Origin of the sequence: Sporosarcina aquimarina, from assembly GCF_023715615.1 — a bacterium.
GTDB classification, from domain to species: domain Bacteria; phylum Bacillota; class Bacilli; order Bacillales_A; family Planococcaceae; genus Sporosarcina; species Sporosarcina aquimarina_A.
The window spans coordinates 123,193-143,634 of the sequence record NZ_JAMBOM010000003.1; the positions used below are offsets into that span (position 1 = coordinate 123,193).

Annotated in this window: 24 protein-coding genes; 9 read left to right on the forward strand and 15 right to left on the reverse strand. The window is 42.8% G+C overall.

The genetic code is table 11. The features are described 5' to 3' along the window. Positions 1–14: 14 nt before the first annotated feature. The 5 genes from tenA to thiW are packed head-to-tail and all read left to right on the forward strand — an operon-like array spanning position 15 to position 3,477. On the forward strand, positions 15–701 hold the full coding sequence (gene tenA / locus M3197_RS10165) for a thiaminase II (RefSeq protein ID WP_251661235.1): 687 nt from the start codon (positions 15–17) through the stop codon (positions 699–701). Beyond that, positions 698–1,507, forward strand: a complete 810-nt coding sequence (gene thiM / locus M3197_RS10170; protein WP_251661237.1) for a hydroxyethylthiazole kinase — start codon at positions 698–700, stop codon at positions 1,505–1,507. The genes tenA and thiM overlap by 4 nt, the downstream gene beginning before the upstream one ends. Beyond that, complete coding sequence (thiD, locus tag M3197_RS10175) at positions 1,504–2,343, forward strand: bifunctional hydroxymethylpyrimidine kinase/phosphomethylpyrimidine kinase (RefSeq protein ID WP_251661239.1); 840 nt, start codon at positions 1,504–1,506, stop codon at positions 2,341–2,343. Before thiM ends, thiD begins: the two co-directional genes overlap by 4 nt. Next, a complete protein-coding gene (gene thiE, locus M3197_RS10180; protein WP_285851298.1) occupies positions 2,330–2,983 on the forward strand; it encodes a thiamine phosphate synthase in 654 nt (217 codons plus the stop codon). Before thiD ends, thiE begins: the two co-directional genes overlap by 14 nt. Continuing rightward, complete coding sequence (thiW, locus tag M3197_RS10185; protein WP_251661241.1) at positions 2,983–3,477, forward strand: energy coupling factor transporter S component ThiW; 495 nt, start codon at positions 2,983–2,985, stop codon at positions 3,475–3,477. Before thiE ends, thiW begins: the two co-directional genes overlap by 1 nt. Before the next feature lie 522 nt (positions 3,478–3,999). On the opposite strand, the gene M3197_RS10190 is transcribed toward thiW, so the two are convergent. From M3197_RS10190 to M3197_RS10235, 10 genes are all read right to left on the reverse strand, one after another. Beyond that, on the reverse strand, positions 4,000–4,542 hold the full coding sequence (locus tag M3197_RS10190; RefSeq protein ID WP_251661243.1) for a histidine phosphatase family protein: 543 nt from the start codon (positions 4,540–4,542) through the stop codon (positions 4,000–4,002). Positions 4,543–4,623: 81 nt separating this feature from the next. Next, complete coding sequence (locus M3197_RS10195) at positions 4,624–5,457, reverse strand: dimethylarginine dimethylaminohydrolase family protein (protein ID WP_251661648.1); 834 nt, start codon at positions 5,455–5,457, stop codon at positions 4,624–4,626. A gap of 209 nt (positions 5,458–5,666) precedes the next feature. After that, the gene (gene dsdA, locus M3197_RS10200) at positions 5,667–7,010 is read right to left on the reverse strand and encodes a D-serine ammonia-lyase (RefSeq protein ID WP_251661245.1); all 1,344 of its coding nucleotides are present in this window, start codon (positions 7,008–7,010) and stop codon (positions 5,667–5,669) included. A gap of 29 nt (positions 7,011–7,039) precedes the next feature. Beyond that, entirely contained in the window at positions 7,040–7,657 is a 618-nt protein-coding gene (locus tag M3197_RS10205; protein ID WP_251661247.1) for a response regulator transcription factor, read from the reverse strand. A 7-nt stretch (positions 7,658–7,664) separates the two neighbouring features. Next, positions 7,665–8,798 carry a sensor histidine kinase gene (locus M3197_RS10210; protein WP_251661249.1) on the reverse strand — a complete coding sequence of 378 codons (1,134 nt, stop codon included), beginning with the start codon at positions 8,796–8,798 and terminating at the stop codon, positions 7,665–7,667. A gap of 91 nt (positions 8,799–8,889) precedes the next feature. Further along, positions 8,890–9,942 carry a Delta(5) desaturase DesA gene (desA, locus tag M3197_RS10215; RefSeq protein WP_251661251.1) on the reverse strand — a complete coding sequence of 351 codons (1,053 nt, stop codon included), beginning with the start codon at positions 9,940–9,942 and terminating at the stop codon, positions 8,890–8,892. A gap of 150 nt (positions 9,943–10,092) precedes the next feature. Further along, positions 10,093–10,833: a 3-oxoacyl-ACP reductase FabG gene (gene fabG, locus M3197_RS10220; protein WP_251661252.1), complete on the reverse strand. Its 741-nt coding sequence runs from the start codon at positions 10,831–10,833 to the stop codon at positions 10,093–10,095. A gap of 94 nt (positions 10,834–10,927) precedes the next feature. Then, the gene (gene ytxJ, locus M3197_RS10225; RefSeq protein WP_251661254.1) at positions 10,928–11,254 is read right to left on the reverse strand and encodes a bacillithiol system redox-active protein YtxJ; all 327 of its coding nucleotides are present in this window, start codon (positions 11,252–11,254) and stop codon (positions 10,928–10,930) included. Positions 11,255–11,269: 15 nt separating this feature from the next. Beyond that, positions 11,270–12,880 (reverse strand): aminotransferase class V-fold PLP-dependent enzyme, encoded by a 1,611-nt coding sequence (locus tag M3197_RS10230; protein WP_251661256.1) that lies wholly within the window; start codon positions 12,878–12,880, stop codon positions 11,270–11,272. Further along, the gene (locus M3197_RS10235) at positions 12,877–13,443 is read right to left on the reverse strand and encodes a glycerol-3-phosphate acyltransferase (RefSeq protein WP_251661258.1); all 567 of its coding nucleotides are present in this window, start codon (positions 13,441–13,443) and stop codon (positions 12,877–12,879) included. Before M3197_RS10235 ends, M3197_RS10230 begins: the two co-directional genes overlap by 4 nt. Positions 13,444–13,546: 103 nt before the next feature. Here M3197_RS10235 and M3197_RS10240 point away from each other — a divergent pair, with 103 nt between their 5' ends. The 4 genes from M3197_RS10240 (at position 13,547) to M3197_RS10255 (ending at position 15,732) form a co-directional block, all read left to right on the forward strand. Beyond that, positions 13,547–14,197, forward strand: coding sequence for a phosphatase PAP2 family protein (locus M3197_RS10240; protein WP_251661260.1), 651 nt, complete (start codon positions 13,547–13,549; stop codon positions 14,195–14,197). A 26-nt stretch (positions 14,198–14,223) separates the two neighbouring features. Continuing rightward, entirely contained in the window at positions 14,224–14,553 is a 330-nt protein-coding gene (locus M3197_RS10245) for an MGMT family protein (RefSeq protein WP_251661262.1), read from the forward strand. A gap of 44 nt (positions 14,554–14,597) precedes the next feature. Continuing rightward, positions 14,598–15,026, forward strand: a complete 429-nt coding sequence (gene mscL / locus M3197_RS10250; RefSeq protein WP_251661264.1) for a large conductance mechanosensitive channel protein MscL — start codon at positions 14,598–14,600, stop codon at positions 15,024–15,026. A gap of 337 nt (positions 15,027–15,363) precedes the next feature. Further along, positions 15,364–15,732: a VOC family protein gene (locus tag M3197_RS10255; protein ID WP_251661266.1), complete on the forward strand. Its 369-nt coding sequence runs from the start codon at positions 15,364–15,366 to the stop codon at positions 15,730–15,732. 24 nt (positions 15,733–15,756) lie between these two features. On the opposite strand, the gene M3197_RS10260 is transcribed toward M3197_RS10255, so the two are convergent. From M3197_RS10260 to M3197_RS10280, 5 genes are all read right to left on the reverse strand, one after another. Then, positions 15,757–16,707, reverse strand: coding sequence for a hypothetical protein (locus M3197_RS10260; protein ID WP_251661268.1), 951 nt, complete (start codon positions 16,705–16,707; stop codon positions 15,757–15,759). Between the two features lie 118 nt (positions 16,708–16,825). Next, positions 16,826–17,302: an acyl-CoA thioesterase gene (locus M3197_RS10265; protein ID WP_251661270.1), complete on the reverse strand. Its 477-nt coding sequence runs from the start codon at positions 17,300–17,302 to the stop codon at positions 16,826–16,828. A 66-nt stretch (positions 17,303–17,368) separates the two neighbouring features. Continuing rightward, positions 17,369–18,313: a C40 family peptidase gene (locus tag M3197_RS10270; RefSeq protein ID WP_251661272.1), complete on the reverse strand. Its 945-nt coding sequence runs from the start codon at positions 18,311–18,313 to the stop codon at positions 17,369–17,371. 34 nt (positions 18,314–18,347) lie between these two features. Beyond that, positions 18,348–19,268: a S66 peptidase family protein gene (locus M3197_RS10275; RefSeq protein WP_251661274.1), complete on the reverse strand. Its 921-nt coding sequence runs from the start codon at positions 19,266–19,268 to the stop codon at positions 18,348–18,350. Positions 19,269–19,410: 142 nt separating this feature from the next. Beyond that, positions 19,411–20,367 (reverse strand): DUF4003 family protein, encoded by a 957-nt coding sequence (locus M3197_RS10280; RefSeq protein ID WP_251661276.1) that lies wholly within the window; start codon positions 20,365–20,367, stop codon positions 19,411–19,413. Positions 20,368–20,442: the final 75 nt, after the last annotated feature.

The following is a 20,442-nucleotide window of genomic DNA, read 5'->3' on the forward strand; positions in this document are numbered from 1 at the left end:
AGGGGCGGTTTTAAATGACGTTTTGTGAAGAAGTTCGTGAACTTTGTAATGAAAGCTGGGAGGCTAGTTTTAACCATCCATTTGTTCAACACTTGGCAGGTGGAACACTACCTGAAAACATTTTCAGATTTTACGTACTTCAGGATTCGTATTACTTGAAGCATTTTGCAAAAGTCCATGCACTGGCTGCTGTTCAAGCAAAAGATTTAGCGACGACACAACGCTTTGCACAGCATGCGGAAGAAACATGTGGAGCTGAGATTTCGTTGCACGAAGGGTTCTTTGAATTACTCGACGTCACTGATGAGGTCCTCAACTCGTTTGAGGCAGCGCCAACAGCTTATGCCTATACTTCTCATCTGTACCGAACAGCTATGAATGGGGACATTGCGGATACGCTAGCAGCGCTACTCCCCTGCTATTGGTTGTATTACGAAATTGGTGAACGATTGAAAAACGCTACGCCAAATCATCCCATTTACGATAAGTGGATTGGGACATACGGATCCGAATGGTTTGAACAAGCGACCCGCGAACAAATCAACCGCATGAATGAACTGGCGGATTCTGTTTCATTAGAAAAACGTGAAGAACTGAAAGCACACTTTGTGAAAAGTAGCCATTACGAATTACAGTTCTGGGAAATGGCTTGGACCCAGCAGCAATGGGAAGCCGAATCTAACACCGAGGTAAAGGTATGATACGACAACATACCATTCTCACAGACCTGAAACGAGCCAATCCTTTAATACATTGCATTACGAATATTGTGGTGGCTAACTTCCAAGCAAACGGCTTGTTGGCTCTCGGCGCTTCTCCGATTATGGCGGATTCCTTGGAAGAAGCTGCCGATATCGCTGCAATTTCTTCTTGTACCCTTCTGAATATTGGAACGCTAGATTCGACAACTGGCGATTCGATGATTGCGGCTGGAAAGAGTGCAATTCAACAAGGACACCCTCTCGTTCTTGACCCTGTTGGGGCAGGTGCCACTGCGTTTCGTAAGCAAACTGTGGATTATTTATTAGACACCTTGGATTTCACACTGATCCGAGGAAATGCAGGAGAAATTGCAGCGATTTCTGGTGTTACATGGAATGCCAAAGGCGTTGACGCCGGAAGTGGTGACGTTGATATTACAAATGCAGCGAAGCTAGTTGCCCGACAGAATAACTGCTTAGTCGCTGTCACAGGCGTAACAGATCTAGTCACGGATGGCGAGCAAGTAATTCGAATATCAGGTGGACATGAACTTATGTCACTTGTAACCGGTTCAGGGTGCCTCCTCAGTGCAGTGGCTGGAGCGTTTTTAGCTGTTAGTCATGGGGACGCCCTTCAAACAGTAGCTGAGAGTCTTGCATTCTATAAAAAGTCTGGAGAAATCGCAGCTGAACAGTCATTTGGCCCTGGCGATTTTGCTATGAACTTCTTAAATACACTTCATTCCATAGAATCTCAAGACGTTACCGATGATCAATTCCAGTACGAACAGGAGGTGATTTCGTGATATCAGTAGCGTTAACGATTGCTGGTTCTGATAGCGGTGGCGGTGCTGGCATTCAAGCGGATTTGAAAACGTTTCAGGAACTTGGTGTATTTGGCACGTCAGCACTGACAGCGATTACCGCGCAAAACACACTTGGCGTGCACGCTGTACAGCCAGTTAATGCAGGGATTGTTGCAGCGCAAATACAAGCAGTACTCACTGATTTTTCGGTGAAATCGATTAAGACAGGAATGTTATTCTCTGCTGAAATTATTGAGACAATCGCAAATGAATTAAAGGGATATCCAACAATTCCTTTGGTCATCGACCCTGTCATGATCGCAAAAGGCGGCGCTTCTTTGTTGCAGAACGAAGCAATTGTAGCATTAAGAAATCACTTACTCCCTGTAGCGACGCTCATTACACCGAACATTCCAGAAGCAGAAGTATTGACGGGTCAAACAATTCGTTCAGAAAAGGATATGGTACTCGCTGCGAGTACACTGCTTTCCGTGGGAGCTTCTGCAGTTCTATTAAAAGGAGGGCACCGTGAAGATGTTCCATATGCGGAAGATTTGTTCATGACTGCAAGTGGAGAGCACTTTTTAATGCGATCCAAACGGATTGTGACGCAGCATACACACGGAACGGGTTGCACTTTTGCAGCTGCGATTACTGCCGAGTTAGCGAGGGGGCATTCATTGATAGAAGCGGTTGTGACAGCTAAGAATTTTATTCATGCAGCCATTGAGGATGGAATCGAAATTGGACACGGTCATGGACCTACCAATCACGCAGCATTCCGGAAGAGTGGTCAGTTAAAGTCTAAGGAGGTAGAACTCATTGAGAGACATTGACTTGCGTGTGTATTTTATTATGGGTTCGTTTAATGCACCCAACGGGGATCCCTTAAAAGTACTTGAACAAGCGTTACACGGAGGGATTACGTGCTTTCAGTTACGCGAAAAAGGACCGGATGCGTTGCAAGGGATTGAAAAACTGGCATTCGCAAAAAGTTGTCAGCAATTATGTAAGGCATTTGGCGTCCCATTCGTTGTGAATGATGATGTGGAGCTTGCAATTCTGATTGACGCTGATGGTGTACACGTCGGTCAAGACGATTTATCTGCATCTGTAGTACGCAGTAAAATCGGTAAAGAGAAATTGTTAGGGGTTTCGGTACATTCCGTTGTAGAAGCAACCATCGCTCTTGCTGCTGGTGCAGACTACATAGGGATGGGACCCATTTATCAAACCGTTTCCAAATCAGACGCAAAGCCTGTGTCAGGAACTTCAAGAATTTCAGAAGTGGCTGCAATCTTTCCCGAACTTCCGATTGTCGGAATTGGTGGGATTACCGCAACCAATTTGGACGTTGTGATGAAAAGCGGAGCATCTGGAGTTTCCGTCATTTCAGCAATTGCGGGTGCAAAGAATCCAGAAGCAGCTGCTCGTTCGATCGTTGAGGCAGTTCAACATGTTGGGGTAAGTATCTAATGGGTACACGTAAACTAGCAATCATGGGGTTACTCGTTTCGATTGCGGTTGCAGGTTCCGTATTTGTTTCCTTCCCTGCTGGAATTGCGCGAGCATATCCGATTCAGCATGCCGTTAATGTGGCTGCTGCTGTATTTCTCGGTCCCGTTCCTGCAATTATGATTGCTTTCATGACTGCGGTTATCCGAATTCTAACCGGAACAGGATCATTGCTCGCATTTCCAGGCGGAATGATAGGTGCAGCCTTTGCTGGCATTCTGTTTAAGAAAACAGGTCGAGTTTGGACAGCCGCGCTAGGAGAGATGATTGGAACCGGCCTCATCGCCTCTCTGTTTGCAGTACCATACGCGGCAATTTTAATGGGAACGTCCGTGGGAGCTTTCTTCTTCCTCCCCCCTTTCGTCGTTTCCAGCGTGAGTGGGGCAATTATTGGAGGGGTTCTTGCGGCACGCCTGCTGCACCATCCAATCGGAAGACGACTGCAACATTTGTGAATAAATACTGCTGGACTGTGAGCTATTGGCGTTGCTGTCCGGCAGTTTTTTGTTTTAGAGGATTGTGGTTTATTTGTGGACTAGGGTTATGAGCACTTTCTGATGTTTATGAGCACTTTCCCACTTTTATGATCACTTCCCATGTTTTATGAGCACTTTCCCACTTTTATGATCACTTCTCATGCTTTATGAGCACTTTCCCACTTTTATGATCACTTCCCATGTTTTATGAGCACTTTCCCACTTTTATGATCACTTCTCATGTTTTATGAGCACTTCCCCACTTTTATGATCACTTCTCATGTTTTATGAGCACTTTCCCACTTTTATGATCACTTCCCATGTTTTATGAGCACCTTTCAAGCTTTTATGATCACTCCCCATGCCTTATGAGCACTTCCTCGCTTTTATGATCACGTTCCTTGCTTTATGAACACCTTTCAAGATTCACTGCACCTTTTACAATTATAAATAAACAAATTTAAGAGCGACCACGAAAATTCTTGGAAGCCCTCTAATGGTTCACTCATGTTCCCACAAATGGGTGATCTGTGCACCCGCTTCAGTCAATCTCATTTCATAGACATCTGGGTGCTTAACTGCTTGCCACTCTTCAAATCCAATGCGCTCATTAAAACAGCGCATGAGCAACACAAGTAATAAGCTATGCGTAACTAATACCGTATGGTTATTGTCTGGAAGTTCATCAATGACTTCACACGCTCGCTGTATCGCTTCGTTTGAAGTCTCGCCACCTTCATATGAGAGATTCAAATCTAAAAATGTGTCTTCAACTTTCAACAACCATTCATCAAATACTTGTGAGCTCATTTGACGTTCCGCAAGTCTGCTGTCTTCCTCAGTATGAATACCAAGTTTGTCTCCAATTTCGTTTGCAGTTTGCCTTGACCGCATCAAAGGACTTGTAATAATACGTTCAATTGGATACCGTTCTAAAAACTGTGCAAGTTCGGACACATGTAGAATACCTTCAGCTGTCAATGAATTCTGAGCGTTATACCCTTCTGCCTCTCCATGATTTACAAGATAAATTACTTTCTCCATTAAAACCCCTCCTCATCGTTGAATCCCAATCTTAAAAATTATAAAAAGCCGCTCCTCAAAAATAAGTAGCGGCCTTTCCAATTAATCGTTTCGTACTACTGGCATTGAACAGCAACGGAATGAGCCACCCGATTTAATAATTTCAGAGAAGTCGATTTCAATTACATCGAAACCTTTACTACGCATCGCCGCATTGACCTGTGGATTCTGTGGCAGACTGAACAGCCGCCCGCTTCCAATTGACAATACATTCGTACCCATCGTAAATTGTTCTTCTTTGTTAACTTCGATCAGATTGTACATCGACTCTAGGTTCTCGCGCGTTTCCGCATCGAACGCTTCCTGAAAGTACAGTCCGTCCTCAGGGGAAATCACGTTGAATACACAGTCGAGATGCAAATACTTTTCATTGAACGGTACTCGGATGACTTCGTGATCAGGGAGGATTTGTTCTAAATGCATCACAGATTCTTCACTCGTCCGGCTACTAATCCCTACAAACACACGGTTGCGGTCTACAATCACATCTCCGCCTTCTACCCTGCTTTCTGAGACCCGGAAAGGAATATTTTCTTGTAGAAGCCAGTTTTGAAGAGCCGCTTCTTCACCTTTACGAATATCACTTGCCATATCAGCTAGAAATAGCCGCTCACCGAGCGTAAATCCGATATCCCTGGTGAACACCTGCTCTGGATAGTGCTCTGAAGAAGGCAGTTTAATGACTTCTACATTGTGTTCTTTTAGTTTTGATTCAAATTCTTTATGTTGCTGCATCGCTTTCTTACGATCAATATTTTCATCTTTATATTTCTTTTGCACATCATTGATAATATCTTCAATCGCCATGTATTTAGGTTCACACAAAACGACCCGACGTAAAGTATCATATTCTGTTACGCACTTTGCGGCAGGCATTGTAGATTGATGTTGATCTTTTTGGTTATCCATCGCTTGAGTTACAGGGGAGTTCATAAATGTTCATCCTCCAGATAATGTTGTTAAGTATCTTTACTATATATTCCCCTAGGCATGTACTTTCAAACGAATATGGGGTCCTAATATCCATCCATTTATATGAATAAAAAAACAGTTAACGTTTCATTTTAACGTTAACTGTCGTTGAGTCATTCTGCACTTTTTGTCGATTTCCCGGGAAATAATTCGACATTTCCGCCTTTTTTATAATAATCTTCCATCACGTCGCCTGGTACCATTCCACCACCGGTAGACCAGACAAGATGTTTCGCTCGACTGGATGTAGCATTCGCTACACCTGAAGACCCTGTGTGAAGTGCACCCATCATTCCTGCAAGTGCAGATGGCTCTGCATAAATTGACTCTGTATCTGCAAGCATGCGGAGCAATCCGAATAATGTATTGTCTTTCACGGTATAAATCCCTTCAAGAAAAGGCTTCATGACATTCCCAACAAAGCCTGACGGTCGACCTACTGCTAGTCCATCAGCAACTGTTTTGTTGTCTAGCCCTATTTCTTGTACACTAATTTTGTCATGTAACTCAGTCATCATGCCAAGTAACATGCATGGTGCACTGACAGGCTCTGCAAAATAGCAGTGAACGGCATCTCCAAACATCAACTTCAAACCAAACGCGACACCACCTGGCCCACCACCTACACCACATGGCAAATAGACGAACAAAGGATGCGCCTCATCTATGACAATTTCTTTTGCTTGAAACTGAGCAGCGATTCGTTCACCCGCAACTGCATAGCCGAGAAATAGATCGCGTGAATTTTCATCGTCCACAAAGTGACACATCGGATCCTGTTCAGCTTCACGACGCCCTTCTTCTACGGCTTTACTGTAGTCATCCTCGTATTCAATGACCGTAACTCCTTTGCTTCGAAGCAATTCCTTTTTCCAAAGTTTTGCATCGGCTGACATGTGAACAGTCACTTTAAATCCAAGAGCAGCACTCAAGATTCCAATGCTCAAACCAAGGTTCCCAGTCGAACCAACCGCAATTTTATGGGAAGCAAACAACTCTTTGAACGGTTGCTCTGAAAACTGACGATAATCCTGCTCGTTCTTAAGAAGTTTGTGTTCTATCGCCAACATTTCCGCATGTTTTAACACCTCATGAAACCCACCACGTGCTTTAATAGATCCAGATACAGGTAACGCATTATCTTGTTTGATGAGTAAGGTGCCTCCAAAAAGGATGCCAGTTTCATCGATTAGCCGCTCCTTCATGACTGGAATCTCAGTTAGGGGAGATTCAATAAGTCCCTCATTAGCTTTCGTTTCTGGAAAAACATCTGCAAAAAATGGTGCAAATCGTTTCAGTCGATCCGATGCCTCTTTGACATCTGCTGACGTCAAACCTGAGGTTTTAAGTGCTGACGCTGTAGTGGTGAGATGGGGATTCTTCCATAAAACCTCTTCTTTGTTTGCCATATGACTAATTAGTGGAAAATCCGTCACTAACTTCTCCATTTTTTGCATAATTTCCCTCCTGTAAATGGCTTCGCTAATTATTGTCCTTTGGACCAACCTTTTTCTCTGAAACGCTTCACAGCTTCAATACGACTACCCGCTGACATTTTGTCTAAGATAATTGAGATGTAGTTTCGCACAGTTCCAGGTGTTAAGTGTAAGACGTTTGCAATTTGTTTCGTTGTTTTCCCGTCAGCAATCAATTCCAGTACTTCTGATTCTCGTTCAGTCAACGGACTTTCGATTTCTCGATCGTCGCCGTATGCAATGTCTACGAGTTCTGGTGCGTAAATGCGACGTCCTGCCATGATCGTCCTAATGGAACTAACTAGTTCTTCTATCGGGCTATCTTTTAGTAAATAACCTCGGACACCTGCTTTTCGAGCTCTCTCAAAATAGCCTGCTCTAGCAAATGTAGTCAAAATCACAATTTTACACGGTTCAGCACGTAAATTTTCGGCAGCCTCTAGACCTGTTAGGACCGGCATTTCGATATCCATAATACAAATATCAGGTTGTAATTCTTGAACAAGGTTAACTGCCTCGTCTCCGTTTCTAGCTTGCCCAACGACTTCCATATCATCTTCTAAACTGAGCAACGAGCCGAGTGCTCCAAGTAACATGCCTTGATCCTCAGCTAACACAATCCGTATCATGTACCTCTCACTCCTTTACGATATGTCTTAGAATAGATGGGATCTCGAACGTCAATGCAGTTCCACCCTCTTGTTCATTTTGGATATGAAGGATTCCATTCACAAAGTCCAATCGCTCTCGCATCCCGTTTAATCCGTTTCCCGGTAGAGCATCTGCACCTTCTAATAATCCGATACCATTATCTTCTACTGTAATCGAAAAATCCTCCGATACCGGATGAAATGTAATCGTACAACTAGACGCAAAGCTATGTTTGACTACATTTGTTACAGCTTCCTTCAAACACATACTGAGTACATTTTCCACTATTGGTGTAATCTCTCGATACGTAGCCTCTCCTACGACAGTAAGGTCTATTTCAGCTGCATGCAGCACTTGCTTTACTCTGGTTAATTCTTCGGAAAGACGCACTGCTCGCATATTGGAAACGAGTTCCCGCACTTCATTCAGTGCAATGCTCGCAGTTTGACGAATGTCTTGTAACTCTCGTGCAGCGCGTTCAGGATCACGTGTAATCAGTTTTCCTACCAAGTCACTTTTAAGTCCAATGAGTGATAGTTTTTGACCTAGCGTGTCATGAAGATCTCGTGCAATTCGTTGTCGCTCTGCTACCACAGTCAGTTCAGATATCCGTTCTTGAGCATATACCAACTGACCTTCCAGCTTCTCTTGTTTGTTCCGATTGTACAAATTGAAAGGAAGTAGCACAACGCCAATCAACGTCAGAATCAAGAAGTGCACTTGAGGTAAAAACAAATCAATTTCGATAAAGAATCCTGCAACAATTGCACTGATTGTCAGCGCAATATGAATACCATACATGATGAAAAAGCCAACCGCCCGCCTTATGTTTCCGATAAAAAACGCTGTAAATAAAGCTAGGTATACGTAGCCGAACAACAAAGTCAGTCCAATATTTATCGCCATTTCAAACGCAAGCCACATGTAAACCAGTCCGCTCTGAGATTTGAACGAAAAACGATAACATAGCAAATATAAAAACACCATGGAAATACCTATTGCAATATTAATGGGTTCAGACGTTCTGAAGATAAAGAAAAAGGGCAGAACGCAGAAAATAACCCAGATGTAGATGCTTAACCATGGATATCGAGGAAATAAATTATACCAACTATTCATCTGCATCCCTCCCATTCCAATCCATTTCTCTTTAGTGTACCGATTAAAAACTAAAAAAGCCATCTCTTGATGAGATGGCCATTAATCTACATTATTTCGTGTCAAACGTAGTTTTCTTAGGTTTCAACTCAATGGAAACATTTTTTAGTTTCGCTGCTTTTTGAATTCCACGGAAGGTTACAAATGTTTTGTGCTCAGGGTCATACAATTTATAACGCAGTGATTCCAAACTCTTTTTCATATCGATTGTCGTGGCTTTTTGTAGGGGTGGCGTCAATTCATGAGCCATCTCTAAATTGTAGTTTGGAACCCTTGGAGCTAAGTGATGCACATGGTGGAAACCGATGTTGCCGGTTGCCCACTGGAGAACTCTTGGTAGTTTGTAATACGAGCTACCTTCAACTGCTGCTTTCACATAATCCCATTCAGTTTCTTCCTCGAAATACGAATCTTCAAATGTGTGCTGAATGTAGAATAACCAAATGCCAAGTGCACCTGCTGTGAACATTGTAGCACCTTGAACAATCACAAAAGCTTTCCACCCAACAAGCAAAATCATACCTGTATAAAGTAAAACGAGACAAGCATTAATGAGATACGTGTTCATCCGTTCTTTTTTCCGGGCATCTTTTCTATTGAATCTGCTAGAAATCAGGACAAGATATAATGGTCCAAGTCCAAACATAACTAGTGGATTTCGGTAAAAACGATACGCTAAACGTTGCCAAGGTGACGCTTCTTGATATTCCTGAATCGTCATAACCCAGATATCACCCACACCGCGCTTATCGAGATTAGAGCTTGTTGCATGGTGTATCGCATGTTCACGTTTCCACTTTTCATATGCGAACAACGTGAGAACTCCTGTAATCGTTCCTACAATATCATTTGCTTTTTTGTTTTTAAAGAAAGAACCATGTGTACAATCATGGAAAATAATGAATGTCCGAACTACAAATCCTGATGCTACTACACAAATCGCTAGTGTTAACCAAATGGATACAGACAACGCTTGATACGCTGCAAACCATAGAAGAAGTAACGGTGGTACGGTATTGACAAGTTGAATAATGCTTTTCTTTAAATCTGACTTTGCAAAAGGAGCAACGTTTTTGTGTAGCTGTTTTGTTTTTTCTTTACTCATGACAGCCTCCTGATAAGCGGTCCGATTGATCGGCCGTTTCTTAGTACGTTAATCGTACAAGGAAACATCCCGCTCCAATAGACATGAATGTCATGAGTATTCATATGTTAAGTGTCATATTTTGTGAATGATTTCACAAGGATGTGCAAATCATTTAAGCATCCCACCATCAACCTCAAGAACTGTTCCGTTGATAAACGATGCTTCATCCGAAGCTAAAAACAAATACGCATTCGCTATGTCCTTTGATGTCCCGAAGCGTGGAAAAGGTGTCATCTGGCGAATTTGAGCAATAATTTTTTCAGGAATTGTTTCTATCATCTCTGTCTCAATAAAGCCTGGCGCCACGGCATTCACTGTGATGCCCTTAGGACCGAATTCTTTAGCCCAAGTCTTCGTCATTCCAATGATAGCTGCTTTTGATGCAGCATAATTCGCTTGCCCTACGTTTCCACCAGTACCCGCAATCGATGACGTGCTTATAATGCGTCCAGTTCCCGCTTCCACCATACTTGGTAAAAAAGCTTTCGTACAATTGAACACTCCTGTAACGTTCACTTCAAGAACACGACGAAACGCACTTGTTTCCATTTTCAACGTCATTGCATCCATTGTAATTCCTGCATTGTTAACAAGAATGTCGACCTTTCCAAACTGCTCAATAATGGCAGCTGCTACATTATTTACGTCTTGCTCATTTGCTACATCTGCCTTAAAAAAAGCTGCATCATTTCCTTCAGCATGCAGCTGTTGAGCTATCGCTTCACCCGCTTGTTCATCAAAGTCGATGATGATAACTTGAGCACCTTGTTCACAAAAAATGCGAGCGGCTGTCGCACCTATTCCTTTTGCTCCACCAGTGATTACCGCGGTTTTTCCTGATATTCGCAATCACAACGCCTTCTTCCTTTTAGACTCTCTAAGTACTCACATTTTACCATAGTTGAACAAAACAGGCACCGCTAGCTGCGAGTGCCTGTTCGTTTTAACTATTTGCATGGACTGCATTTTCCAAAGACGATTGCTGGATATTATAATGCGATGCAGACCAAACGGCCTTCCCGTTCTTTATAAGAATTGCTTGCGGGGACTCGTGCTTCACACCTGTATCCTCAGCTATTTGACGTGAGACCTCTTTACTTGTTTGAACGATTACACAGTATTTTGGAATCTCGGTCTCAAAGTTTTTAAACTCCTGATAGCCTGCCGCACTTATTGGGCACGTCGTACTATGCTTGACGATCAGTACAGGCTCATTACTGGACTGTTCTACTAACCCAATCCATTCTTCAGTTGAATGAAGTTCTTGCATGTAGATCCTCTCCTTTTAGTTATATATGCTAAATTCCCTTGATTGTTCCCGATTAAACGACGTCAAACACTTCAATACTGTTAAAAATCGATTGATTTCATCGTCACTCATTTCATTCATCGTAGCCAGTTGGAGCCAATTTCGTTCTCGCAAGTACTTACTTTCATAGTGCGTTCTATAGCCATTTAAAAACAAGTCTTCTCCTAACTGATGTGCAGACTCTTCCTCATTTAAGATGAGCGTTAAAATTCCTGGGCTGGCAGACATACCTTGCCCTAGGACTTGGTAACCCATCCCTTCAATAGATGTTCGGAGCGTTTCGGAACGTTTGCGAATGGTAACAAAATGGTTTTCCGGATCACACGTTAGAGCGAGAACAGCTTTCTCAAGCGCATAAAGAAGGTTTGAGGATTGTGTATAAGGTATCCCTTCTGAAACGGTATAATTACCAAGGTCCAGGTAGCGTGGTATTCCCGGGTCGGGTTGTATGTTTTGTTCGTGAAATACGAGTGCTAATCCTGAAAAGCTACCGAGACCCTTTCCACTTACGGATGACGCAAAGTCGATTCCCTCCAAGTTGATTGGTACTGTCCCCAGTGAACTTGCACAGTCAGCTGCAATGCGAACGCTACGTGCTAAGCACAAATCACGAATAGTTTCTAAATCATTCAGTACACCGGTTGACGTCTCACAGTGAACAAACCATATCCAGCTATACCTATTAGAATCTAATTCTGCTTCGATTTCTTCCATATCGAACAAATCCCCCCAAGCTCTTTCCATAGAATCGAATTGCAAACCGAATCGGGAGGCATGATCACACAGCCGAGCACCGAATTCCCCGTTGTTGAGAATAAGCCCCTTTCCAGGAATCCGCTGGAGCTGCGCGGCAACCACGTCATTAGCAAGCGTGCCAGTCCCTTGTAAAACTTGGACGTGGCTTGCTGCTGTTAATACTTTCAGCTGTTCCTGGACTGCCAGTAATAAGCGAGAGTATGCCGGCGAACGGTGAGAAATCGAATCCGTACCTAACGCTTTTTGTACAGTTTCTGATGTCGTAGTGGGTCCTGGTAAAAAGTTCAGTATCGGCTTTGCAATCCTTCCAGCGACACTCGTTTCGTACGTTTCCTGAGTAAGTATCATAGGAATAAAAGTTGCCTCTGCCGTTCCGGTGGGCTCCGCAAATGGCTCAAATCCAAGTTGTCGATACAACTTCAACTCTCGAACAGTACCCGAAATGACGGCTGCATCATACCCTGCTTTCAAACACCAATTTACCAATGCTTGCAACATCCCCAGGAAAGGACGCCCCGTTCGATAGCGGGCTTCTATGGACAGCAGTCTAATTTCCACCGGATATCTAGGAGGATTCGGAAGTTTTTCCTCGATGGGACCAATCTTCTTGTCAAGGGAGAATGGACGGATTGAGCGTACTGCAAGCATTCCAATAACTTTAGAGTCTTTCATGCATAGTATATATGTATTCGAGTTATGAAACTGATCCTTTAATCGTCTATTTTCATTTGGAATATGTTGAGGAATTTCTTCAACGAACGTTTCATAATTCATCTTAAGAATTTGTTCTTCATCCTGTTTGGTCCTTGCCAATCTGTAAAAGTAGGTCATCTTGTTTTATTCCTTCCTATTGATAGTTGAAGATTAGCTCGATGGGTCCATAGCAACAGACCAACTACGAGTAATGTGATCAGCGTTACCTTCGCGTCGTATATCCAAATGCTACACGGGACAATTGTTATCGTAGCGAGCACGCTGGATGCTGTAAATTTCTTGATTGCCGGATACAAAACAGTAAAACCTAACAAAATGACGAGAAGCCATATCGGATTAAAGACCAGCAATCCACCAATGAACGTTGCAGCTCCTTTGCCTCCTTTAAAACGATGAGCAATAGGATAACAATGACCCAGCATAGCAGCCGCTAACGCCAGTAATTCAATAACAGGGCGACCATCAATCCAAAATGCTATAAATACAGCTAATGCCCCTTTCCCCGCATCAAGTAAGAAGACGAGCAAGAATGCTTTTTTACCGAATACCCTCCCTGTATTTCTTGCTCCTGGATTTCCGCTCCCCTCAGCTAAAACGGTTTTCCCTGAACGTTTTCCGATTTGCAATGCCGGTAGAAAATTCCCTAGTAGATAAGACATCAATGTTAGTAAAAAAATCATTCCAGTACTCCATTTCTAGAAGTTTAACTATATTGCTTGCAATTCATAATCAGCTTAGTGAAAATTGGTGAGAGCATATAAGGTATAGAAAGGTTTGAAATCCATGCGTGAATTATCGGGTCGATTGATAACGGCCCTCGTTTCCTGTTTCGTTCTTGCTGTGGTTTTTGGATACGTCGCTTCATCCATTGGAAATGGAAGCATTGTTCAATTTGATACAACAATTATTCATTTCGTTCAAGGTGCAGAAGCCCCTTGGCTAACTAAAGTGATGAAAGTATTTACTACAATTGGCTCAACAAAGGTCGTAATAGCTATCTCCGCTATTACTATGGGTTTATTACTCTACTTTCGACAAAAAGCACAAACAATCCTGTTTCTTATTGTGATTGGGGGTACCGCTACTCTGAACTTGGTGCTGAAGCTATTCTTCCAACGCGCACGTCCAGACCTTAATCGGTTAATTGAAATTAGCGGTTATTCGTTTCCTAGTGGACATACGATGATGGCTACAAGCTTATATATCATTCTTGCATTTATTCTTTGGAGAAATGCAAGAATGCCAGGTCGTATTCTGTACGTTATCAGTGCCATTTTCATGATTTCAATGATTTGTATTAGCCGCATATATCTCGGAGTCCATTACCCAAGCGACGTCATAGGTGGCATTTCAGCAAGTACATTTTGGTTACTGATTGCAACAAGTGTCTATTTGATTAAAACACAATCGAAATCCCGCTTATCCATTCGCTAATCATCTGAAAACAAGGAGGACAAGCCGTGAATCCATTCACTGAGAAAACGATACGTGCCATTCAATCCATTCCACCAGGCTACGTCATGACGTATGGACAAGTAGCAGCAGTTGCAGGAAATCGCCGGGGTGCGCGCCAAGTTGTTCGCGTGCTCCACTCGATGAGTGCAAGTCATAACCTTCCATGGCATCGGATTATCAATGCAAAAGGCGGGATTTCTACTCCGGCTAATTCAGAAGGAAAAGGGATTCGACAGCGCCAGCTATTGGAGTCCGAAGGTGTTCATTTTCTCGCTAATGGTACCATCGATTTAGCACTCTATAGATGGTTTGGTTGTGATGGTGATGAGGAATAAATGAACGTGAGATATAATTTTTAATAGAGAAGGGTGTATCTATTATGTGGAAAGACTTTAAAGAATTTGCGTTCAAAGGGAATATCTTTGACTTAGCTATTGCAGTCGTCATTGGTGCTGCGTTCGGAAAGATTGTTACATCGCTTGTTGAAAATATTATTACTCCTCTAATCGGATTAATTTCTGGTGGCATTGATTTATCGAATAAGGCATATCCTGTCCCAGGAACAAAAACAATCATTACATATGGTGTATTCATCCAATCCATTATCGACTTCCTAATCATTGCCTTTTCAATCTTCATGGTTATTCGATTACTTGCGAAGTTTAAGAAGAAGGAAGTCGAACAACCTGCCGAAACACCATCCATCGATGCAAAAGAGGAACTGCTGAAAGAAATTCGTGATTTACTACAGACTCAGCAATCAGCAACTGTTGACAAGCATTTACCACCAGATGATTCCACTAAGTAATATGAAACAGGAATCCCCCATTTTCCTAGGTAAAATGTCATTGCCGGAAACCATACAGCATGGTACAGTAATGGCATGACATGGTAAAGGAGGGGCTTCTTCATGTGGTTCATTTATATTATGTTTGCACTGTTTGCATTTGTTCTAGTTGGAAGTGTTGCAGGAGTAGCGCTATCATACAAAAATCATAAATAATTTCTCCAACCACTTCTTACTTGAAGTGGTTTTTTTATCTATAAGCTCAGTCATTAGATAAACCAAATATAAGTCATAGAATAATCCAACTATTCAACCCCGATATAGAACGGTATAGTAAATGAAAGGAGATGTGATAACGATGAAACACTTTTTCAAAGGAATCGACCATATTCAAATTGCAGCACCTCCAGGTTCAGAAGAAAAAGCACGTGCATTTTATGGAAAGCTGCTAGGTATGCAGGAAATTGAGAAACCGGAAAATTTAAAAGCTCGGGGTGGATGTTGGTTTCAATGCGGCGCACAAGAAGTTCATATTGGCATTCAACCTAATTTCGTTCCAGCGAAAAAAGCACATCCGGGTTTTACTGTAGATAACCTTACTGTGCTAAAACGTCAGTTGGAAGATGCCTCATGTCCAATCAGTGAAGAACCACCAATTGCAGGTCGTTCCCGCTTTTTCACCCACGATCCTTTTGGCAATCGTATTGAATTCCTGGAATACGTGTAAACATTTTTACTATTCCATCTGCTTTCAGGACAACAGAATACTCTTCTCCTCCGCATCAAGGGAATCGAGTTCACCCTCTGCCTCTTCCAACTTCCGGTTCAGTTGCGCTTGGATATGTCGAACGTCTTGGAGCACCTCATTCAACTTGCTTTTTCCTTCTGTAATGCGTGAGTGGACTGCAAAATCCGAAAAGATATTATCAAAAAACAGATCTGTAAAAGTGAAGATATCGTTTTTATTCACTTGGAAAGACGCAGTCGCGGCTTCTTGGACGTCCGATAGTTCCGTTTCATAATGACGTAATGCTCGCTGCGCTTGATGCACGAGGTCATCAGAACTATTCACTTCTGAGTACTTTAATGCGGAGACGAGTAGTCCACCACCAAGAAATGTATCCCACATCGACAGGCCTTCTGCATTGTTCAGCTTATCGATTGCTTTATCGAGTGCACGTACTGCTTTTTCGCCAGCATCACGTGCTTCTTTTACCTCGCGGATCATTGCACGCACCCGGACTCTGTCATCCGCAATTTTTTGTAAAGTCGCTTGGGATGCTGAGTCATTCTGGCGAATCCACAATTCCTTCTCTTGCAAGAATTCTTCCCAATCTTCTTGAAGATGCAAATAATCTGGGTTTAGGGATGCTTCTTTCAACAAAGCCACTTCCTTTGTCAAGTCATCTACATGCTTTTGAGCCTCATTAAAAGACACTTCTGCTGCTGCAGCCTCTGCAATTTCCTTTTCCATTTGCTGGTCCAATGATCCCGTTAGTTCTTTAAGTTTGTTTAAAAACGAAAACTTGCCAAGTCTCATGACATCCCGCTGCTCTTTTGTCAGCTGCTGTTCCAGTCGATCCCTTTCTGTAGTCGCCTTTCGCATTCGCTGTTCAGCATCCGTCAGTCTTCTGCTGATCCGGTTCGATTCGTTTTTTAATAGGGTAAGCGCCATTTGACGCTCTTGCATGGTTTCTTTCATTGTCAAAATCCCCCTTTTTCTGTATATACGGATTCTTATGGAAGAAGGTTTCATTGTTGATGGGGGTTCTATATAAATACACTAAAAAACGACCGCTGGAAAAAAGCGGCCGCTCTCATTAGTGTGTCATTTGAATTCGTTGTTTCCGGTGAAGCTGTCGTGCTGGAGCAGTCTCAAACAATCGTTTTTCGCCTTCGCTCTCTGGAATCACGCTTGGCACAGGTGTTGGACGATTATCAGGACCGATTGCCACCATCGTCAAGAATGATTCTGTTGTAAGCTTGCGTTCGTTCGTCAATAAGTTAGAGGAATGCACCATAACGAATACTTCCATTGACGTACGACCCGTTGATGTGATATTTGCTTCTAGCTCTAATACATCTCCAACGACTGCAGATGACAAAAAGTCCACAGAGTCGATGGACGCTGTTACGACTGGCATTTGTGCGTGCTTCATGGCAGTAATTGCTGCAATTTCATCTATATACGCAAGGACTTTACCACCAAAAATCGTTTCCATATGATTGGCGTCTGGAGGAAGTACCAGCTTTGTCTGAATGGTTCTCGATTCGCTCATTTTTCGTGATTCGATCATTACTATCTTCCTTTCCTGGACCGCTGTCGGTTAGTACGCACTTATTATACACGTATGCAGCGTACCTCACAGGATTCCTGCTTCTTCACTATATCGTCGAACCGCACATAGTCGATTAGCATAGGATGTTTCCGAAAGAACACATAATTCTATTGCACCCTTTTTGCTCGATGTCGCGTGAATCATCTGTCCCTCTCCATAGTAAAATCCAACATGGTCCACATGACCCGATTGTTCATCTGCAAAAAATAATAGGTCTCCTCGCTTCCACACTTTCGGATCATCCAGTGGAATTTCTTCCCCTTCACCCGCCTGATCACTCGCATCCCTTGAGATGAACAGCCCGCAAGCTTTAAACATGTTATATGTCAACCCAGAACAATCATACCCATACGAAGACATCCCACCCCAGAAATACGGCAAATCGAGAAACTCCACAGCCCGTTCTGCCGCTGATGCTGCAGTGTGTTTTTTAAAATGATGAACAGACGCGGCCACACAAACGTCTTGCTTTCGCACAAGTCGGTCACCATCAGGCGTCTCAACGAAAACCCATTCTCCGTCTTCCTTAATCATTGGTAATATCGCATTGAAGGGGATAACTAATTGGGCCGGAGTACCATCCAAATGCCATAGCTGACACTTTGGTACATCAACCCTTACAACTCCTTCAGGATCGTTCAATGGTTGCGACTCCTTCAGTTGCGCGAGCGGAACCCATCCAGGATATCCACGATCATCTTTGTTAGTACGCTGCCAAACCGCGATGATGCTTGCCCAGCCGTTTTGGACAAACTCCACAATCACGGGTTCTCCGTAAACGAGCTGACTTTGAATCCGCTTCTCTTGACACAACGCAAAACGTTCTTCTAACGTCATCGCTGCGATCCATCTGTTCATACTTAGCGGATTCGCTATTCCTGCTTCATCTAGTTCTCTATTAGAATCAGGCGATGTCCAGATTGTCGCGACCGGTACTGCACATGAATACATTGACTTCAGCTGCTCCATTCTTATCGATCCCCTTTCAAGTTTGCTCTATTACTCACTCGACGCCCGGTAAAATCGTCAATGTTTTCTGATGCGCGTCCAGTCGGGCGTTCGAGCCGAGCGGAACTGCAAAATGCGGCTCGCAATGTCCAATCTTAAAACCACTCACAACCGGCTTCCCAAGATCCGCTGTATAATGGCGTAATACTTCTTCAAGCGTTAAAGAAATTTCCTTTTTCGGTTCCGCTTTTGCAAAGTCTCCAATGACGATACCCGATGCATCCGAAAACTTCCCAGCAAGTCGTAGCTGGTTTAACAAGTTATCGAGACGGTACGGTTCTTCTCCCACATCTTCAATAAGGAGTAGTTTTCCTTTTGTATTTATCTCAAACTTCGTTCCAATTCCGCTAGCAAGTAACGACAAGTTCCCACCTGTCAGCTCACCAGATGCAATTCCAGAAGAAAGTGTTTCCAACGGACTAATTGCTTCAGAGTAATGCAATTCCATCGGTTCAAAAAGCTGCCGGAACATTTTTGCGGATAGCTCGTGAAACGTCTCTTTTCCTACACACGAGGCAAGCATCGGCCCGTGAAACGTTACAAGGTCCGTATAGTTTGAGATAGCTGTGTGAAGGAAGGTGATGTCGCTAAACCCCCAAAACACTTTAGGATTTTCTTGAATGAGCTGGTAATCCAGTCGCTCTGCATAACGCGCAGATCCATAGCCTCCACCTGCACAAATAATCCCCGTAATTTCCGGATCAGCAAACATCTCTTCTAAATCCGCTAGACGGTCGTCATCTGTTCCTGCAAGATATCCATTGACGTCTTTCACATGTTTTCCTAGTTTCCATTTCAATCCCAAGCTTTCTAAAAATGCAAACGAACGCGTTAAACTTTCCTGATTGGGCGGACTTGCTGGTGCAACGATCCCAATCGTATCTCCGACCTTCAACCGTTTAGGTGCTAATTTCAACAGGCTTCCTCCTCACAATTTCTGCTATTTCCTTAAGTCTATCACACAATGTATCGTGTGAAGTATGAGACTGATTTCCACATATATCAAAAACAAAAAACCCAGTAAATTAAGCTACTGGGTTTGTTAGATATGTAAAAACTCATGAGAGTGCTGATGTGGTTGTGGAGGCAATCGTTGCGATTGTTTCAGACATAATGGCTTGCTGGATAAGAACATTCAATTCTTCTGATAAACCGAGGACTTCATTATTTTCTATCACTTGCTGTAAAAAATATCCTGAAGCAAATGAAAATGCCAATGTTTTATGCCACTTAAACAACTCTCCTTTTGCGATAAAGTTCGAGAAGCCAATCAGCTCTTCAACTAGGTTGTCCTCACATCCAAGAATAGCTAAGAATCCTATGACTGGGTAATGCATCGGTTTTAAATTGACACGCTTACGAATATGGGACAACAATTGCTCTGCACGAATCACTCTTTCTTTTTTATATGAACAACAATCCATGGTTAACACTTGGGTTAGCCATTGGAGCTCATTTCCTGACTTAAACCCAATCTTGTTCAATTCGTCAAAATAACGGCGCATAAGTGACGCTTGTTCAACTGGATCATTATTTGCTTTACCTAACAGCATCGCATAGGAATAATCCTCATCTGAAGTTAGTAGAAAATGCTGTTTTTTCATAGCATCATATAATCGCTTCGCTTGTTTTGCTTCGGCTTTGAAGGTTGCGGGATCAGATGTCATCAGCAAAGCAGCTAAATAGGAATGCACGGAATTTTTGAATCCCGTCTTTCGAATCGTCTGTTGCTTCGTGAACAATAGCTTAACTGCGTCGTCCGCTGAAAGTGTAGAACTGTCCAAAAAAGAAGTGAGCATTGGTAAAAAATCACCTTTGACTGGTGAAAACCATCCACTCCGATTTTTTAACGCATCCATCGTGCGTAAAAAACTTTCTGAATTAAAATCTTTCTGCGAGAGCACATAGTACACTGCAATCGTGAGAACTGTTTTTTCCTCCACAGACCAACCTGCTAAAGATGTCACTTTCTTATGTGTCCATTCCATTTCTGATTCAACGGTTTCCCAATCCATCCCGCAAACCTCCCTTCATCATTTGTACGTTTTTTAGAGGAAAAAGTTTCAAGTTCATGCACAATTAACTAAATA

Coding starts and splice junctions, on each gene's coding strand:
- M3197_RS10255 (WP_251661266.1), top strand. CDS start 15,364: ATGAAACACTTTTTCAAAGGAATCGACCATATTCAAATTGCAGCACCT.
- M3197_RS10205 (WP_251661247.1), bottom strand. CDS start 7,657: ATGATACGGATTGTGTTAGCTGAGGATCAAGGCATGTTACTTGGAGCA.
- M3197_RS10240 (WP_251661260.1), top strand. CDS start 13,547: ATGCGTGAATTATCGGGTCGATTGATAACGGCCCTCGTTTCCTGTTTC.
- mscL (WP_251661264.1), top strand. CDS start 14,598: ATGTGGAAAGACTTTAAAGAATTTGCGTTCAAAGGGAATATCTTTGAC.
- thiW (WP_251661241.1), top strand. CDS start 2,983: ATGGGTACACGTAAACTAGCAATCATGGGGTTACTCGTTTCGATTGCG.
- M3197_RS10260 (WP_251661268.1), bottom strand. CDS start 16,707: ATGAAAGAAACCATGCAAGAGCGTCAAATGGCGCTTACCCTATTAAAA.
- M3197_RS10270 (WP_251661272.1), bottom strand. CDS start 18,313: ATGGAGCAGCTGAAGTCAATGTATTCATGTGCAGTACCGGTCGCGACA.
- M3197_RS10190 (WP_251661243.1), bottom strand. CDS start 4,542: ATGGAGAAAGTAATTTATCTTGTAAATCATGGAGAGGCAGAAGGGTAT.
- ytxJ (WP_251661254.1), bottom strand. CDS start 11,254: ATGCAAGAACTTCATTCAACTGAAGAATGGATTGGGTTAGTAGAACAG.
- M3197_RS10265 (WP_251661270.1), bottom strand. CDS start 17,302: ATGATCGAATCACGAAAAATGAGCGAATCGAGAACCATTCAGACAAAG.
- M3197_RS10230 (WP_251661256.1), bottom strand. CDS start 12,880: ATGACCTACTTTTACAGATTGGCAAGGACCAAACAGGATGAAGAACAA.
- dsdA (WP_251661245.1), bottom strand. CDS start 7,010: ATGCAAAAAATGGAGAAGTTAGTGACGGATTTTCCACTAATTAGTCAT.
- M3197_RS10280 (WP_251661276.1), bottom strand. CDS start 20,367: ATGGATTGGGAAACCGTTGAATCAGAAATGGAATGGACACATAAGAAA.
- desA (WP_251661251.1), bottom strand. CDS start 9,942: ATGAGTAAAGAAAAAACAAAACAGCTACACAAAAACGTTGCTCCTTTT.
- M3197_RS10195 (WP_251661648.1), bottom strand. CDS start 5,457: ATGCCTGCCGCAAAGTGCGTAACAGAATATGATACTTTACGTCGGGTC.
- M3197_RS10235 (WP_251661258.1), bottom strand. CDS start 13,443: ATGATTTTTTTACTAACATTGATGTCTTATCTACTAGGGAATTTTCTA.
- tenA (WP_251661235.1), top strand. CDS start 15: ATGACGTTTTGTGAAGAAGTTCGTGAACTTTGTAATGAAAGCTGGGAG.
- M3197_RS10210 (WP_251661249.1), bottom strand. CDS start 8,798: ATGAATAGTTGGTATAATTTATTTCCTCGATATCCATGGTTAAGCATC.
- thiM (WP_251661237.1), top strand. CDS start 698: ATGATACGACAACATACCATTCTCACAGACCTGAAACGAGCCAATCCT.